We start from the raw sequence: 16088 nt of genomic DNA, 5'->3' as shown, positions 1-16088 counted from the left end.
GACCGCGGCGTGCTTCACCCCATTCCGTTCGCACACGTGTGGGGCATGATGGCCGCATGGGGAGCCTGGGAGACCACACCGGCGGGGGCGCCGGTGGCGGCAACGCCCGTGTGATCGCGGGCCGTTACCGGCTTGAGGCGCGGCTCGGCCGGGGCGGCATGGGAGTCGTGTGGCGCGCCACCGATCTGCTCCTGGGACGCCAGGTCGCCGTCAAGGAGCTGGACCGCGACGAGACGCTCTCCGACTCCGAGGCGGACCAGCAGCGCGAGCGGACCCTGCGTGAGGCGCGGGCGGTCGCGCAGCTGCGGCATCCGCACATCGTCGTCGTCCACGACGTCGTCGTACAGGACGAACACCCCTACATCGTCATGGAGTTGATCGAGGGCGGTTCGCTCGCGGGACGGCTCGCGCGGGGCGGGCCGCTGGACGCGCACGCCGTCGCCCGGATGGGCATCGACCTGCTCGGCGCCCTGCGCGCCGCGCACGGCGCGGGCGTCCTGCACCGCGACCTCAAGCCCGCCAACGTGCTCCTCGAACAGGCCACCGGGCGCGTGGTCCTCACCGACTTCGGGATCGCGCAGGTCACCGGGGCGACGACGCTCACCGAGGTCGGATCGTTCGTGGGCTCGCCCGAGTACACCGCGCCCGAGCGGATGGCGGGGGAGCGGACGGGACCCGAGTCCGACCTGTGGTCGCTCGGCGCGCTCCTCGCCACCGCGCTGGCCGGTGAGTCGCCCTTCCGCCGCGACTCGATCGGCGGCGTCCTGCACGCCGTCGTCTATGACGAGATACGCCCGTCGGCCGCCGTCGCGCCCCTGTTGCCCGTGGTGCTCGGCCTGCTCGACCGCGATCCGGAGCGGCGGCTCGACACGGACGAGGCGGAGCGGCTGCTCGCGGCGTACGTCGACACGGGGCGGATGCCCGCGTCGCCGCGGGAGAGACCCGGTTCCGGCAGGAACGTGCTGCCGGGGCGCGGCGGTCACACCCCCACGCAGCGCGACCTGCCCGCGGGGGCGCGGCCGCCCGCCGCCGGGCACCCGGCGGGCCGACGGCGGCACGGGCGGGCCGTGCTGATCGCGGCGGCGCTGGTGGCGGCCGTCGCGGGGGCCGGGGTCGCCACCGCCGCGCTCCTGATGGGCCGGGACGGCGACGGGGGCGGGGAGCCTTCCCACTCGGCGTCGGTGACGGGCCGTCCGGCGCCCACCGTCACGGTGACCACCCCCACCGCGCGCCCCTCGACCCCCGAGGCCCCCGACGGCTACCACATCGTCAAGGACCCCAGGGGCTTCACGCTCGCCGTCCCCGACCGCTTCCGGCGCGAGGTGGACGGGCCCCGCGTCTTCTACGTCTCGCCGGGCGGCGCCTACCGCATCGGCATCAAGGAGTCGGCCACCGAGCCGGGCGGCCCGCTCGCCGTGCAGCGCCGCTCGGCCGCCAAGGGGCCCGAGAACAACCCCGGTTACCGCGAAGACGAGGTCACGGAGGCCACGCACAACGGCAGGCCCGCAGCCCTGTGGGAGTTCACCTGGGACGGTTTCACGGCGGCGGAGGGCGCGCGTCACACGTACGACCTGTGCTGGGAGGAGGGCGGCCGGATGTACGACGTGTGGGTCTCGGCGCCGGTCGCGGACGCGGCGGAGGCGCGGCGCTACTTCGACACGGCGGTCGACACGTTCGTACGCCGGTGAGGCGAGGTGGCCGTACGTCGGGGTGACGCGGCGCCGCGTGCATCACCCCGGTCACAAGTGGGCGACCCGGCTGGAAACCGATGTGCCCGGCAAGGTACTCATGGGGGCATGAGTAACGACGGGGGAGCCTCTTACGGCCCGAACGAGCCCACCAGCTTCGGGCTGCAGCCGCCGCAGCAGCCGGGCGTACCTGGGCAGTCCGGGCAAGCGGGGCAGAACGGTGGGGTGCATCCCGGGAATCCGTACGCTCAGCAGTCGCCGCAGCAGCCACAGCAGCCGCAGCAGTCGCCGACGCAGCAGGCGCAGCACCAGTCGCCGCAGGCTCAGGCTCAGCCCCAGCAACACCAGCAGTCCCAGCAGCCCGCCCCTCCCACCCCGCCCCCCTCCCCGTACGCCCAGCCCACCCAGGTCGTGCCGAACCAACAGGGCGGCGAGGCCGAGCCGGGTGCGGGGCGGCTCGTCGCGGGGCGCTACCGGCTGCTCTCCAAGCTCGGCCACGGCGGCATGGGCACGGTGTGGCGCGCCAAGGACGAGACGGTGGACCGCGAGGTCGCGGTGAAGGAGCCGCGCCTCCCCGACCACCTGCCCGAGCGCGAGCGCGCCAACGCCTTCGAGCGGATGCGCCGCGAAGCGCGCGCCGCGGCCAGGCTCGACCATCCGTCCGTGGTCAACGTCCATGACGTGGCCGTCGAGGACGGGCAGCCCTGGATCGTCATGGAGCTGGTGCGGGGCCGTTCGCTCGGCGCCGCGCTGCAGGAGGGCACGCTCGGCGCGCGAGAGGCCGCTCGCATCGGGCGCGACGTCCTGAACGCCCTGGACGCCGCGCACCAGGCGGGCATCCTGCACCGCGACGTGAAGCCGGACAACGTGATGCTCGGCAACCACGACCGCGTCGTCCTCACCGACTTCGGCATCGCCCAGATCGAGGGCGAGACCAATCTGACGGACACCGGCGGCTTCGTCGGATCGCCCGAATTCATCGCCCCCGAGCGGGTGTTGGGGCAGCGTCCAGGACCCGCGTCCGACCTCTGGTCGCTGGGCGTCGTCCTGTACGCGGCCACGGAGGGCGTCTCCCCCTTCCGCCGCAGCAACACCCCCGCGACGCTCCAGTCGGTCCTGAACGCGACGCCCGCGGCGCCCGCTTCGGCGTCCGGGCCGCTGGCCGACGCGATCAACGGCCTGCTGGCCAAGGACCCCGCGCAGCGGCCGAACGCCGCGCGGGTCCGCGCCCTCCTGGAGGAGGCGGCCAAGCCTCCGCAGCCCGCTCCGACGCAGTTCGTCCCGACCGGCGACGCCGGGAGCGGCCGCAAGGGCGTCGTCCTCGGCCGCAAGACGCTGATCGGCATCGGCGCGGCGGTCGTCGCGGCGGCGGTGGCGGCGTACCTGGTCGTCGCGGACCCGTTCGCGGGATCGCTGCCGAGCGACTGGGAGACCAAGGAGGCGAAGGGCCTGGGGGCGACCCTCGCGGTGCCCGCCGGATACCAGGTCTCCAAGCCCGAGGCCGACGACGAGAAGCACTGGGTCCAGTACACCGACCAGAGCGGCAGCGTCTGGGTCCTCCTGTCCCTGGTCAAGAAGTCCGAGGACGACAGCGGCGAGATCGCGGGAACCGCCGCCGCGGAGATGTACGACGACGACGCCGACTTCAAGCAGTCCGGCAAGTACGACCTCGGTATGGCGTCCGACCCCGCGCCCAAGACCGACCCCGAGAGCGACACCGAGTACCGGGGCAAGAAGGCCGCGGAGAACACCGTCGTGTACTCCAGCACGGACAGCCAGAACCCGCGCCCGCGCGAGCTCAAGGCCTTCTACTACAAGACCGGGTCCGGCGACATGTACAAGCTGGTCATCAGCTACCCGGGCAAGGGCGACTTCACCGAACGGGGCCGTGAAGTCGCGAGCACCGCCATCGACAACCTGGACATCGACGACGTCTGATGAGCGCCGACGGGGGAGAGCGGGACGGTCGTCTGGTCGGCGGCCGCTACCGCCTGGCGGAGCGCATCGGCTCCGGGGGCATGGGCACGGTGTGGCGTGCCGTCGACGAACTGGTCGGCAGGGACGTCGCGGTCAAGCAGCCGCGGCTGCCCGGGGATCCGCACGACGCGATGGTGCGGCGGATCTACGCCAGGCTGCACCGGGAGGCCCGCGCGGCCGCCAGCGTGGACCATCCGGCCGCGGTCACCATCCACGACGTGGTCCTGGAGGACGGACTGCCGTGGATCGTCATGGAGCTGATCCGCGGCGAGTCCCTGCACGAGGTGCTCCAGCGGGGCGCCCTGGCGCCCGAGGAGTCGGCCCGCATCGGGCTCGCGGTCGTCGGCGCGCTGGCCGCGGCGCACGCGCAGGGCATCGTGCACCGCGACGTGAAGCCCGCCAACGTCCTCATCGGCACGCACGGCCGCGTCGTCCTCACCGACTTCGGCATCGCGCACATCAAGGGCGAGGAGTCGCTCACGGTGAGCGGCGAGTTCGTCGGCTCCCTCGAATTCATCGCGCCCGAACGGATGTCGGGGCGCGGCGCGGGTCCCGAGTCCGACCTGTGGTCCCTCGGCGTGCTCCTCTACGCGGCCGTCGAGGGCTGGTCCCCCTTCCGCCGTACGACGATGGAGTCCACGCTCGCCGCGGTCCTCTCCGCGCAGGCGCCGCCGCCCGAGCGGGCCGGTGAACTGGGGCCGCTGATCGAACGGTTGCTGACCAAGGACCCGGATCTCAGGCCCGGCGCGGCCGAGATCGCGGCGGCGCTGGAGGCGGTGGCGGAGGGGCGGTCGCTGCCCGCGCCGTTCGAACACCCGCCCGCGCAGGACCCGTCGGGGATGCGGGAGCTGTCGGACGACGTGGGGACGCTGCGGATGTCCCGGCGGGACAACCTCAAGCCCACCGTCCCGGACACGGCTCCCGATCCGGCCCTCGATCCGGCCCCCGATCCGGCTCCCGCCCCCAAGTCCCGCCGTACCCCCGCCCTGCTCGCCGCCGCGCTCGCCGGAGCGCTCCTGGTGGGCGGCGGTGTGTGGCTCGGTGTGTCCGTGGGCGGTGGCGACACCTCGTACGACGAGGGGGTGGAGGGCGCGCCGCCGGGCCGTGTCGACGCGCCCCACGACATCCCGGACGACTCCTCGGCCAGCAAGAAGCCCGCCGCCTGGAAGACCCGCCCCGAGCGCAAGATCGACGCCGAGATCTCCGTGCCGTCCACGTACAAGGTCTTCGCGCGCGAGGACAGCGACGCCGACCACGCCCGGACCGCGGCCCGCCTCGTGGTCTACAGCCCCTCCGAGGGCAGCCTGCTGCAGGTGCGGCTCACCAGGGAGGACACGGCATCGACACCCGCCATGACCTGGGCGAAGCAGGAGGCCGCGACCTGGCACGACAACGACGCGGGCGCCCGCACGAACTACACCAAGACGTCCTTCCACGGCTACGACGCGGCGATCGCCGACACGACGTACGACGACGGCACCGCGACCCGCTGCATGCAGCTCGTGATCATCACGGCCGACCAGGAGTTCTACGAGCTGCGCGTGGACATGCCCAAGGGGACGCGGGAGGAGCGCGAGGGCACCGCGCTCTTCAAGGGAGTGCGCGACCGTCTCAAGATCGGAAAGGACATGACCGGCTCCTGAAATTGCCGCGTAAGCGAGCCGTGCGTCACGACAACGCGCTGATCAGCGGCTTTGCCGCCAGCAATCACTGGCGTCGTGTGCGTGAGTGGTGAAGGCCCATTACCGATGGGTACCCAAAAGCCTGACGTGGGCCTAGTCTCACGAGCATGACGGACTCGCAGGCCACCGCAGCGCCCCTCGGAACGAACCCGACAGCCCCGGCTCCCGAAGGCGCGCGCACCGCCGCCGACGTGGTCACGCCCGAGCTGATCGCCCAGCTCACCCGTGACGTCATAGGTTCCGGGCGCACGGCCAACCACACGCCGCTCACCGGCGAGAAGCTGGCCGACCTGCCCGAGTCCACCCCCGAGGACGTGGCCACCGCCTTCGAGCGGGCCCGCACCGCCCAGATCGCCTGGGCGAGGACCCCCGTCAGGCAGCGCGCCGCCGTCCTGCTCCGCTTCCACGACCTGGTGCTCCAGCGCCAGGCCGAGGTGCTCGACCTGATCCAGCTGGAGACCGGCAAGGCCCGGCTGCACGCGCACGAGGAGATCCAGGCCGTCGCGGTCGCCGCCCGGCACTACGGCCGCAAGGCTCCCTCGTACCTGAGCCCCAAGCGGCACACCGGCGTCGTCCCGACCCTCACCAAGGTCACCGAGAACCGCCAGCCGCGCGGCGTCGTCGGCCAGATCGCCCCCTGGAACTACCCCTTCGAGCTGTCCATCGGCGACGCGCTGCCCGCTCTCGTCGCGGGCAACGCGCTCGTGATGAAGCCCGACACCGAGACCTGCCTCACCGCGCTGTGGGCCCGCGACCTGATCATCGAGGCCGGACTGCCCTCGGAGGTCTTCCAGGTCGTCCTCGGCGAGGGCCCGGTCGTCGGCCCCGAGCTCGTCAAGCACGCCGACTACGTCTCCTTCACCGGCTCCACCCGCACAGGACGCGAGGTCGCCCAGGGCGCCGCGGCCCGCCTGGTCGGCGTCTCGCTCGAACTCGGCGGCAAGAACGCCATGCTGGTCCTGCACGACGCCGACGTCGACAAGGCCGCCGCGGGCGCGGTGCGCGCCTGCTTCTCGTCCGCGGGCCAGCTGTGCATCTCCATCGAGCGTCTGTACGTCCACGAGTCGATCGCCGACCGGTTCGTCGAGCGCTTCGCGGAGCGGACGAAGGCCATGCGGCTCGGCACGTCCCTCGCGTACGGCGCCGACATGGGCTCCCTCGTCGGCGAGCGGCAGCTGGAGACCGTCACCCGGCACGTCGACGAGGCCGTCGCCAAGGGCGCCACGCTCGTCGCGGGCGGCGTCGCCCGCCCGGACATCGGCCCCTACTTCTTCGAGCCGACCATCCTGGACGGCGTCGAGGCCCCGATGTCCGTCTGCAACGAGGAGACCTTCGGCCCCGTCGTCTCCATCTACCGCTTCACGGACGAGAACGAGGCGGTCGAGCTCGCCAACGCCACGTCGTACGGCCTGAATTCCTCGGTCTGGACGAAGGACGGCAGGCGCGGCCGCGAGGTCGCCACCCGGCTTCGCACCGGCACCGTCAACGTCAACGAGGGCTATGCGCCCGCCTACGGCAGCGTGCAGTCCCCGATGGGCGGCATGAAGGAATCGGGCCTCGGCCGCAGGCACGGCTCCGAGGGCATCCTCAAGTACACGGAGGCGCAGACCGTCGCCACCCAGCGGATCATGCCGCTCGCGCCGTCCTTCGGCCTGGACGACGAGAAGTACGCGGCGTTCATGAGCACGAGCCTGAAGGTCATGAAGGCGTTCCGCTTGCGCTAGCCCAAGCCCCGAGGGAGCGCCCGAAGGGGCGCGGGGAACTGCGCGCCCAGCTACGACGCACCCGCAGAGTTTCAACGAGGAGAGTCAATGTCACAGGAGAGCTCTGTCCAGAACCGGGCGGGCGGCGACGCTTCGTACGACTACGACTACGACTACGACTACGACTACGACGTCATCGTCATCGGTTCAGGCTTTGGCGGCGCCGTCTCCGCCCTGCGCCTGACCGAGAAGGGCTACCGCGTCGGCGTGCTCGAAGCCGGTCGCCGCTTCACGCGCGCGACCCTGCCCAAGAACTCCTGGGACCTGAAGAACTACCTCTGGGCCCCCGCCCTCGGCCTCTACGGCATCCAGCGCATCCACCTGCTCGGCAACGTGATGGTCCTCGCGGGCGCAGGCGTCGGCGGCGGCTCGCTGAACTACGCCAACACCCTCTACGTGCCGCCCGCGCCGTTCTTCAACGATCCGCAGTGGAAGGACATCACGGACTGGCAGGACGAGCTGGGCCCGTACTACGAGCAGGCCAAGCGCATGCTCGGCGTACGGCTCAATCCGACGACGACGCCATCGGACGTCCATCTGAAGGCCGCCGCCCAGGAGATGGGGGTCGGCGACAGCTTCCACATGGCGCCCGTCGGTGTCTTCTTCGGCGACAAGGAAGACGCGGACGGTCAGTCAACGGCCAGGCCCGGCGCGGAAGTTCCCGACCCCTACTTCGGTGGCGCCGGACCCTCCCGCAGGGCCTGCACCGAGTGCGGCGAGTGCATGACCGGCTGTCGGCACGGCGCGAAGAACACCCTCAACGAGAACTATCTCTACCTCGCGGAGCGGGCGGGCGCCGTCGTCCACCCGATGACCTCGGTCGTCGCCGTCACCGAGGACTCGCGGGGCGGGTTCGCGGTGGGCACCCTGCCCACCGACGACAAACGCAAGGGCAAGGGCCGTACGTTCAAGGCCCGCCAGGTCGTCGTCGCCGCGGGGACGTACGGCACGCAGACCCTGCTGCACCGCATGAAGGACGCCGGGCTGCTGCCGCGCGTCTCCGCGCGGCTCGGCACCCTGACCCGCACCAACTCCGAGGCCCTGGTGGGCGCCCAGACCACCGACCGGCGCTACCGCAAACGGCACGGCGCCGAGAAGGTCGACTTCACCAAGGGCGTCGCGATCACCTCGTCGATCCACCCGAACGACAGCACGCACATCGAGCCCGTCCGCTACGGCAAGAAGTCCAACGCGATGGGCGGCATGACGCTGCTCCAGGTCCCGTACAGCGTCAAGGGCGGCAAGGACCGCGTCACCGGCTGGCTCGGCAACATGGCGCGCCACCCGCTGCTCGCGGTGCGCTCCCTGTCCAACCGGCGCTGGTCGGAGCGGACCATCATCGGCCTGGTGATGCAGTCGCTCGACAACTCCCTGACCACGTACCGCAAGGAGAAGGGACTCGGCAAGGGCCTGCTCACCGCCCGGCAGGGCCACGGCGCGCCGAACCCGAACCAGATCGCCGAGGCGACCCGCGCCGCGACGATCCTCTCCCAGGAGATCAACGGCTTCCCGGGCTCGAACATCGGCGAGCTCATGGGCACCCCGCTGACCGCGCACTTCCTCGGCGGCTGCCCGATCGGCGACTCGGCGGACACCGGCGTCATCGACCCCTACCACCGGCTCTACGGCCACCCCGGCATCTCGGTCGTCGACGGCGCCGCGGTCTCCGCGAACCTGGGCGTGAACCCGTCCCTGACGATCACCGCGCAGGCCGAGCGCGCCATGTCGTTCTGGCCCAACAAGGGCACCGAGGACCCGCGTCCCGCGCAGGGCACCGCGTACGTACGCCTCGCGGCGGTCGAGCCGAAGACCCCGGCGGTCCCCGCGGACGCCTTCGGCGCGCTGAGGCTGCCGTTCCTGGGGATGCCGACGGTGCCGCCCAAGAAGCCGTAGCTCCCCTGGGCCCGTGGACTGATGACCCCGGACACACGTAAGGACCTGCACCCCCCTCCGAGCGCAGGTCCTTCCGCGTGATCAGGTGCCGCCGTCGGGCGGCTGCCGCGGTTACGCGGCGGCGTCGGCCTTGCGGCGACGCACGACGAACACCGCGCCCGCACCGGCGACGACGGCGATGCCGCCCGCGATGCCGATGGTCGGCAGCATCGAGCTGGAGCCGGTCTCGGCGAGGCTGCCGGTGACCGGGAGCTCCTTGGCGCCGCCCTGCGGCTTCGTGACGTTGGTCGGCTGGTCCTTGCCGGGCTTCGGCTTGGCCGTGCCCGGGTTGTCGTTGTCGCTACCGGCCTTGAGGATCGTCAGCGGGTAGTAGTCGAACGAGTTGTGCGTGCAGTTCGTCTTGGAGTCGACGTAACCGCCGAGGCCGATCGCGTAGCCGGGTCCGGCCGGGGCCTTGGCGCTGACCTTGAGCCGCAGCTTGATGTCGACCTTCTCGTTGGCGCCGAGCTCGGTGACGCCGAAGGCGAGGCCGCCGTCCAGGTCGCCGTCGATCGACTCCCAGGACTTGGTCTCCGGGTCGAAGTACTGGAGGTTGGCGAAGTTGCTCAGCCAGTCCTTCTCGTCCTCACCGTTGCTGTCCACGGCCGCGATCCACGTGACCTCGCCGAGCGCCTCGTCGGTGGGGTTGGAGGCGGTCAGCTTGAACTGGTGCCAGCCGCTGCCCGCGACGATCTTGCCGGGCAGGCCGTTGATGGCCATCTCCAGCTTGGAGTCGACGTCCTCGTCGTCCTCGTCCACCGGGCAGCTGTCCGGCGGCTCGGTCGGCTCTTCGGTCGGCTTGGCGGTCTCGGTGGGCTTCTCCGTGGGCTTCTCGGTCGGCTTCTCGGTCGGCTTGGCCGTCTCCGTGGGCTTCTCGGTCGGCTTGGCCGTCTCGGTCGGCTTGTCCGTCGGCTTGGGCGTCTCGGTGGGCTTCTCGGTGGGCGTCTCGGTCGGCTTGGGCGTCTCGGTGGCCGTCTCGGTCGGGGCGGCGGTGGTGGTGTCCTCGGTCGCGAACGCGGCGGGCGCCGACAGGAGCGCGAGCGGGACTATGGCAGCCGTAGCGGCCGCGGCAGCCATGGCACGACGAAGCTTCATGAAGACCTCAGGAAGTCCGGCGCACTGCCGGGTGGACAGTGCGGAGGTGGAGCCCTCCGCGGTGGGGCGCGGGTGTGGCCGTTGTTACTGCATGCATGACCTGCGATCCCTGTGAATGGTTGTCCTCGAACTGACGGAATTCTTATGTGCGGTGGATCACAGCGCTTGTGCCGGTGGGACGGGGTGCCGTAGAACTTCCCCGGCCCGAACGGGTTTTGATCTCAAGGGGCTTGATCTCAAGGGGCCTCATCTCAACGGGCTTGATCCCAAAGGGGGAGGGGACAGCGTGGCCATACCCGACGAGGTGTGGGAGAGATTCGAGAAGGACAGCGAGCGGGACATCCGCTCGACCGCGCCGAAGGAGCCGTCCGCGCGGGCGCGCATGGTGGCCGAGCGGCTGCGGCGCCTGGACGAGGAGGCGGCCTGCCAGCAGGCGGAGCAAGCCGGACGCCTCCGCCGCAGGCGCGGGAAGCGCAAGGCCGATCCCGAGCCGTGGCGCCCCGACGGCTGGCGCGCGGCGCCCACGGGACCGAGCCGCGGCGGCCGCTCCGAGCGCAGCCGCCGGGTGTGGAGCGTGGTGATCGTGATCGGCGGCATGGCCCTCGCGATCGCACTGCTCAGCCCGTTCCGCTTCTGGATCTGGGGCTGGTGAACAGACCGCCCGGCGGGACGGAACCGTCGGCGATCTTCCTCCGTCGTAGAAGTGGTGCGGGTGACTCCGCACGGTGCGATGCGTGAGTGAAGTGAGTGGGGGAAGAACGTGAAGTCAGCTGTGTCGCGGGCCGTGGTGGCCGCCTCCGTCGTGGCCGCCCTCGGCGCGCTGGCCGCGTGCGGCGGCAGCGGTGACAGTGGCGCCGACGACGCCGGGAAGTCGGCGAAGCCGGGCGCGAGCAAGAGCGCGGGCGCGGGTTCCGGTACGGACGGCGGTGCGGGTTCCGGTACGGACGGCGGTGCGGGCGGCTCCGGCGGTTCGCGCGGCGCCGCCGAGCTGGAGAAGGCCGCCCTTACGGCCCATGACATCAAGGGCTACAAGGTCGAGAAGGCCGACGAGCCCGCCGCGCGCCCGGCGGGCACCGTGTCCCCCGCGGTCTGCGCGCCGCTCGCCGCGGTGCTCGGACCGGGTGCGCCGCCGAAGGCCGACGCCCACGCCGGGCGCGTACTGAGCGTTTCCGGCAAGGGCGATCCGACGATCACCGGCGTCGGCCTCTCCACCTATCCGCGGGCCGACGCCACGAAGACCATGGAGGGCCTGCGCGCGGCCCTGAAGTCGAAGAAGTGCTCCACCTTCGGCGTCGGCGGCGACCGGTACCTCGGCGTCCACGGGCTGCCCGCGCCGGACAAGGGCGACGAGGCCGTGTCGTACAAACTGGCCCAGCGCAAGGGCGAGTTCCTGATGCGCGAGAGCGTCACGGTGGCCCGCCGCGGCGCGACCCTCGTCGTCTTCGAGGCGTCGAACATGTACGACCCCGAGGGCGTCCAGCAGGACAAGGACGCCGCGCGGGACGGCAGGGACGGCGCCGGCACGCCCACGGCGGACGAGGACCCGAAGGTCGCCCCGGAGATCGTCGACGTACAGCTCGGCAAGGTATGAGGTGACGTAGCGAAGGGCCCCGCGGGACGGATCCGCGGGGCCCTTGGCTGTCAGCACCGACGTCAGGGCAGCGTCGATGCCTCGGGGCGGCGCCGGGGGGAGTGCGCCGCAGGTTCGAGTGCCGGTGGCCGCCCCGGCGCACAGGGGGCGCTCGAGTGGTATCGACCATTGGCAGTGAAGCTGTGGATGGGGGACTTGGAGCCCCGCCCTCTTACGCATCGTGCTGGATGCGTTGTTGGGGGCGCAACCGTTTCGACCACATCTATAGGGGAAAGGGGACGGAGGCCGGCCGACTCCGAGCGTCCCCGAAGCCGACCGTTCTCTTGGGTGACCGGGCTGCTGTCCCCTGCCGTCCGGTCACAAATCTGAAGCGAGGTCCCACGGCGTACGAATGCGATCCGTACGCCTCATCGCTCCAGCGGAGCCACGCGTGGTTCTTACGGGCCCGCCCCTGGCTGACACGGACACCGGGACCAACGAAGCCCGCCCGGAACCGGTCACGCGCCGTACGGGTGAGAATGCGTCCGAACTCAGGTCCACAGGCGCCCGCGGCAGGTCCGCGGGCGTCCGGGGCCGGGTCAGACCCGGCCCCGGCACAGCTCCAGGAGCGTCATCGCGAGCGCCGTACCGGGCTTGCCGAGCGCGTCCCTGTAGTGGCCGAGGACCTCCATCTCGCGGGAGAGGTTCACGCGGCGGCCGCCGGAGGTGATGCGGGCTTCCTGGATGACGGCCGAGACGGCCATCCGTTCCTGGATGAGACCAATGATGCGGTCGTCGAGCGTGTCGATCCGCTCACGGGAGTTCTCGATCAGGTCCGCGGCCTCGGGGGTGCGGGCGCCGGTCTTGTCGGTGGCGGTGGCGGTGGTGGCGGTGGTGGCGGTCATGCGGGGCTCCTCGTGGCCTTGGGTCTTCGTGGGTGGGGAGCCCCGGAGCGGCAAGGTCCGCGAACGACAGAGCGCCCCGGGCCTTGTCGGCCCGGGGCGCCCGGTAAGTCGCTTGTCAGGTGATCAAGCAGCTCGACCATGGCAGCCGGCAGGCCGGTTGCCATAGGTAAAGAGGAAGCTCAGGTGCTTGGTCACGGGGCCAGTATGCCCCCACGCGCGCGTGCCCGGTCAATCCGGCTTCCCGGGCGGCTCGGATGCTGAGACGTCCGCACGGCGGCTCCGCTCCGTCGGATGCGACGAGGAAGGTCCCGCCAGGCCCGTTAGAATCGACAAACACAGACCCCCTGCTCACGCACTGAGCCTCTCGCTCACGCTCAACGCCGGAAGGCCGCCGCCGTGCCATCAGCGCCCCCCGCTGCCGCCGCTCCCGACACCGTTCTGGTCGTCGACTTCGGAGCGCAGTACGCCCAGCTCATCGCCCGCCGCGTCCGTGAGGCCCGGGTCTACAGCGAGATCGTGCCGAGCACGATGCCGGTCTCCGAGATGCTCGCCAAGAGGCCCGCGGCGATCATCCTCTCCGGCGGCCCCTCTTCGGTGTATGCGGAGAACGCGCCCACCGTCGACCGCCAGCTCTTCGAGGCCGGTGTCCCCGTCTTCGGCATGTGCTACGGCTTCCAGCTGATGGCGACCGCGCTCGGCGGCACCGTCGACGACAACGGCGCCCGTGAGTACGGCCGCACGCCGCTGGCCGTCTCCAAGCCCGGCTCCACCCTCTTCGAGGGCACCCCGGCCGAGCAGTCCGTGTGGATGTCGCACGGCGACGCGTGCAGCGCGGCGCCCGAGGGCTTCACCGTCACCGCGTCCACGGACGTCGTGCCGGTCGCGGCCTTCGAGGACGACGAGAAGAAGCTGTACGGCGTGCAGTACCACCCCGAGGTGATGCACTCCACGCACGGCCAGCAGGTCCTGGAGCACTTCCTCTACCGCGGCGCGGGCATCAAGCCGAACTGGACGACCGGCAACGTCATCGACGAGCAGGTCGCCGCCATCCGCGAGCAGGTCGGCACCAAGCGCGCCATCTGCGGCCTGTCCGGCGGCGTGGACTCCGCCGTCGCCGCCGCCCTCGTGCAGAAGGCCATCGGCTCGCAGCTGACCTGCGTCTACGTGGACCACGGCCTGATGCGCAAGGGCGAGACCGAGCAGGTCGAGAAGGACTTCGTCGCCGCGACCGGCGCGAACCTGAAGGTCGTCGACGCCAGCGAGCGGTTCCTGAACGCGCTGGCCGGGGTTTCCGACCCCGAGGAGAAGCGCAAGATCATCGGCCGGGAGTTCATCCGGGTCTTCGAGCAGGCGCAGCTGGAGATCCTCCAGGAGGACGGCCCCGAGGTCGCCTTCCTCGTGCAGGGCACGCTCTACCCGGACGTCGTCGAGTCCGGCGGCGGCACCGGCACCGCCAACATCAAGTCCCACCACAACGTGGGCGGCCTGCCCGACGACATCGAGTTCGAGCTCGTCGAGCCGCTGCGCCAGCTGTTCAAGGACGAGGTCCGGATGGTCGGCGCCGAGCTCGGCCTGCCGGACGAGATCGTCCAGCGCCAGCCGTTCCCCGGCCCCGGCCTGGGCATCCGCATCGTCGGCGAGGTCACCAAGGACCGCCTCGACCTGCTGCGCGAGGCCGACGCCATCGCCCGCGAGGAGCTGACGGCGGCCGGTCTCGACCGGGAGATCTGGCAGTGCCCCGTCGTGCTGCTCGCGGACGTCCGCAGCGTCGGCGTCCAGGGCGACGGCCGCACGTACGGCCACCCGATCGTGCTGCGCCCCGTCTCCTCCGAGGACGCCATGACGGCCGACTGGACCCGCATGCCGTACGAGGTCCTCGCGAAGATCTCCACGCGCATCACGAACGAGGTCGCCGACGTGAACCGCGTCGTCCTCGACGTGACGAGCAAGCCGCCGGGCACCATCGAGTGGGAGTGATCTCCCCGCACGCCTGACGGTGTGCGCGAAGAGATGCCTGGAGCGGCGCCGTCCACAGCCTGTGGGCGGCGCCGCTCGCGTACGCGCCCGAAGGGTCAGGTCCTGCGGGTGACACGCGACGGAGCACCGGGCTTCCACAGCCGCACCGCGAGGTACGTGCCGTCCTCGATGTACGTCCGCACCACCTCCGTCAGCTCGGTGCGGAAGAGGTGGAACGCGTTCGGGTCCGGCGGATTCACCGCCTCCGTGTAGAGCGCGACGACCTCCGGATCCCGCACCTCGACAGCCCGGCCCGCGATCCGGACGTCGCCGCCCGCCATCTCCGTGCCCGGTCCCGGATTCGCCTGCAGCGCGAAGCGCGGATCGCGGCGCAGGTCGAGCGCCTTGAGCGAGTTCGGCATCATGCCGAGCCACAACTCGCCGTTCAGGAAACGGACTTCCAGCCCGGTGGTGCGCGGCGAACCATCCTTGCGGAGCGTCGCGAGGGTGTGATGGGTGAACGCGCCGAAGCGTTTCTCGACGGTCTCGGCGAAGTCGGACTCTGCGGTGGCGAAGGCTTCCCAGTTGCACGACATACGGAGAGTCTGGCGCGGATACCCGACACCTCCTGTCCTCATTCGCGGCACCGTTGATCGTGCCCTGCCTCTGTCCTCCTGTGCTTCCCACCGGTAACTTCCGCCCCGTACAGCCAGGGATGGAGGACACATGCAGGCGCCCACACCGATACCCGTCGAACGGTTGCAGTTCGCGATGCCGCCCGTGCACGACTCCGTGGCGGACGAACGGCGCCACCGCAAGGAGCGCCTCGCCGGGGCCCTGCGGCTCTTCGGACGGCTCGGGTACGAGGACGGCGTCTCCGGGCACATCACCGCGCGGGACCCGGAGTACGCCGACTGCTTCTGGGTGAACCCCTTCGGGATGCCCTTCAAGCACATCACCGTCGGCGATCTCGTCCTCGCCAACGCCGACGGGCAGGTCGTCGAGGGGCGCCACCACGTCAACCAGGCCGCGTTCACCGTCCACGCCCAGGCGCATCTGGCGCGGCCCGACGTGGTCGCCGTCGCGCACTGCCACTCGCTGCACGGCCGCGCCCTCGCCACGCTCGGCGAACTCCTCGACCCGATCACCCAGGAGGCGTGCGCCTTCTACGAGAGCCACGTGCTGTACGACGGCTACACCGGTGTCGTCGTCGACGCCGACGAGGGCCGCAGGATCGCGACCGCGCTCGGCGACCACAAGGCGGTCATCCTGCGCAACCACGGCCTGCTCACCGTCGGCGACTCCGTCGACGCCGCCGCCTGGTGGTTCATCACCATGGAGCGCTCCTGTCAGGTCCAGCTGAGCGCGCGGGCCGCGGGCCGCCCGGTGCTCATCGGCCACAAGCAGGCGGTGCAGACCCGCGAACAGCTCGGCAGCGATCTGGTCGCGTGGATCAACTACCAATCCCTGTGGCAGGACATCAGCCGCAGCGAACCGGATCTGCTGGCCTGAGGCATCCG

12 protein-coding genes are annotated in these 16088 nt (G+C 71.3%); 9 read left to right on the top strand and 3 right to left on the bottom strand.

All coding sequences use genetic code 11. The features are described from left to right. Window positions 1-56: 56 nt before the first annotated feature. The 5 genes from CP970_RS16865 to CP970_RS16845 all read left to right on the top strand — a co-directional run bounded on the left by CP970_RS16865 (window position 57) and on the right by CP970_RS16845 (window position 9003). Entirely contained in the window at window positions 57-1688 is a 1632-nt protein-coding gene (locus CP970_RS16865; protein ID WP_150493499.1) for a serine/threonine-protein kinase, read from the top strand. Window positions 1689-1796: 108 nt separating this feature from the next. Further along, complete coding sequence (locus CP970_RS16860) at window positions 1797-3626, top strand: serine/threonine-protein kinase (protein WP_150493497.1); 1830 nt, start codon at window positions 1797-1799, stop codon at window positions 3624-3626. Further along, window positions 3626-5308 carry a serine/threonine-protein kinase gene (locus CP970_RS16855; protein ID WP_150493495.1) on the top strand — a complete coding sequence of 561 codons (1683 nt, stop codon included), beginning with the start codon at window positions 3626-3628 and terminating at the stop codon, window positions 5306-5308. The genes CP970_RS16860 and CP970_RS16855 overlap by 1 nt, the downstream gene beginning before the upstream one ends. 146 nt (window positions 5309-5454) lie before the next feature. Further along, complete coding sequence (locus CP970_RS16850) at window positions 5455-7071, top strand: succinic semialdehyde dehydrogenase (RefSeq protein WP_055556780.1); 1617 nt, start codon at window positions 5455-5457, stop codon at window positions 7069-7071. A gap of 87 nt (window positions 7072-7158) precedes the next feature. Further along, window positions 7159-9003, top strand: coding sequence for a GMC family oxidoreductase (locus tag CP970_RS16845; RefSeq protein ID WP_055556782.1), 1845 nt, complete (start codon window positions 7159-7161; stop codon window positions 9001-9003). 111 nt (window positions 9004-9114) lie between these two features. On the opposite strand, the gene CP970_RS16840 is transcribed toward CP970_RS16845, so the two are convergent. After that, on the bottom strand, window positions 9115-10137 hold the full coding sequence (locus CP970_RS16840; protein ID WP_063806293.1) for an LPXTG cell wall anchor domain-containing protein: 1023 nt from the start codon (window positions 10135-10137) through the stop codon (window positions 9115-9117). A gap of 286 nt (window positions 10138-10423) precedes the next feature. Between CP970_RS16840 and CP970_RS16835 the strand changes: the two genes are divergently transcribed. Beyond that, a complete protein-coding gene (locus CP970_RS16835) occupies window positions 10424-10789 on the top strand; it encodes a hypothetical protein (RefSeq protein ID WP_055556786.1) in 366 nt (121 codons plus the stop codon). 108 nt (window positions 10790-10897) lie between these two features. Continuing rightward, complete coding sequence (locus CP970_RS44200; RefSeq protein WP_157877873.1) at window positions 10898-11728, top strand: hypothetical protein; 831 nt, start codon at window positions 10898-10900, stop codon at window positions 11726-11728. 578 nt (window positions 11729-12306) lie between these two features. Here CP970_RS44200 and CP970_RS16825 read toward each other — a convergent pair. After that, window positions 12307-12612, bottom strand: coding sequence for a chorismate mutase (locus tag CP970_RS16825; RefSeq protein ID WP_150493493.1), 306 nt, complete (start codon window positions 12610-12612; stop codon window positions 12307-12309). A gap of 396 nt (window positions 12613-13008) precedes the next feature. On the opposite strand from CP970_RS16825, the gene guaA reads away from it, so the two are divergent. Then, on the top strand, window positions 13009-14589 hold the full coding sequence (gene guaA, locus CP970_RS16820; RefSeq protein WP_055548796.1) for a glutamine-hydrolyzing GMP synthase: 1581 nt from the start codon (window positions 13009-13011) through the stop codon (window positions 14587-14589). A 95-nt stretch (window positions 14590-14684) separates the two neighbouring features. Here guaA and CP970_RS16815 read toward each other — a convergent pair whose 3' ends face one another. After that, window positions 14685-15164, bottom strand: coding sequence for a pyridoxamine 5'-phosphate oxidase family protein (locus CP970_RS16815; protein WP_055548794.1), 480 nt, complete (start codon window positions 15162-15164; stop codon window positions 14685-14687). Between the two features lie 130 nt (window positions 15165-15294). Between CP970_RS16815 and CP970_RS16810 the strand changes: the two genes are divergently transcribed. Then, complete coding sequence (locus CP970_RS16810; RefSeq protein ID WP_055548792.1) at window positions 15295-16080, top strand: class II aldolase/adducin family protein; 786 nt, start codon at window positions 15295-15297, stop codon at window positions 16078-16080. The last annotated feature ends 8 nt before the right edge of the window (window positions 16081-16088 follow it).

This window comes from Streptomyces kanamyceticus, from assembly GCF_008704495.1.
GTDB classification, from domain to species: domain Bacteria; phylum Actinomycetota; class Actinomycetes; order Streptomycetales; family Streptomycetaceae; genus Streptomyces; species Streptomyces kanamyceticus.
Note: the sequence above shows the minus strand (reverse complement) of the source record. Positions and strands in the feature narration are given on the sequence as shown.

Excerpts from the sequence above, each read along its gene's own strand:
- CP970_RS16810 (WP_055548792.1), top strand. The coding sequence starts at position 15,295 with ATGCAGGCGCCCACACCGATACCCGTCGAACGGTTGCAGTTCGCGATG.
- CP970_RS16855 (WP_150493495.1), top strand. The coding sequence starts at position 3,626 with ATGAGCGCCGACGGGGGAGAGCGGGACGGTCGTCTGGTCGGCGGCCGC.
- CP970_RS16860 (WP_150493497.1), top strand. The coding sequence starts at position 1,797 with ATGAGTAACGACGGGGGAGCCTCTTACGGCCCGAACGAGCCCACCAGC.
- CP970_RS16840 (WP_063806293.1), bottom strand. The coding sequence starts at position 10,137 with ATGAAGCTTCGTCGTGCCATGGCTGCCGCGGCCGCTACGGCTGCCATA.
- CP970_RS16815 (WP_055548794.1), bottom strand. The coding sequence starts at position 15,164 with ATGTCGTGCAACTGGGAAGCCTTCGCCACCGCAGAGTCCGACTTCGCC.
- CP970_RS16845 (WP_055556782.1), top strand. The coding sequence starts at position 7,159 with ATGTCACAGGAGAGCTCTGTCCAGAACCGGGCGGGCGGCGACGCTTCG.
- CP970_RS16825 (WP_150493493.1), bottom strand. The coding sequence starts at position 12,612 with ATGACCGCCACCACCGCCACCACCGCCACCGCCACCGACAAGACCGGC.
- CP970_RS16865 (WP_150493499.1), top strand. The coding sequence starts at position 57 with ATGGGGAGCCTGGGAGACCACACCGGCGGGGGCGCCGGTGGCGGCAAC.
- CP970_RS16850 (WP_055556780.1), top strand. The coding sequence starts at position 5,455 with ATGACGGACTCGCAGGCCACCGCAGCGCCCCTCGGAACGAACCCGACA.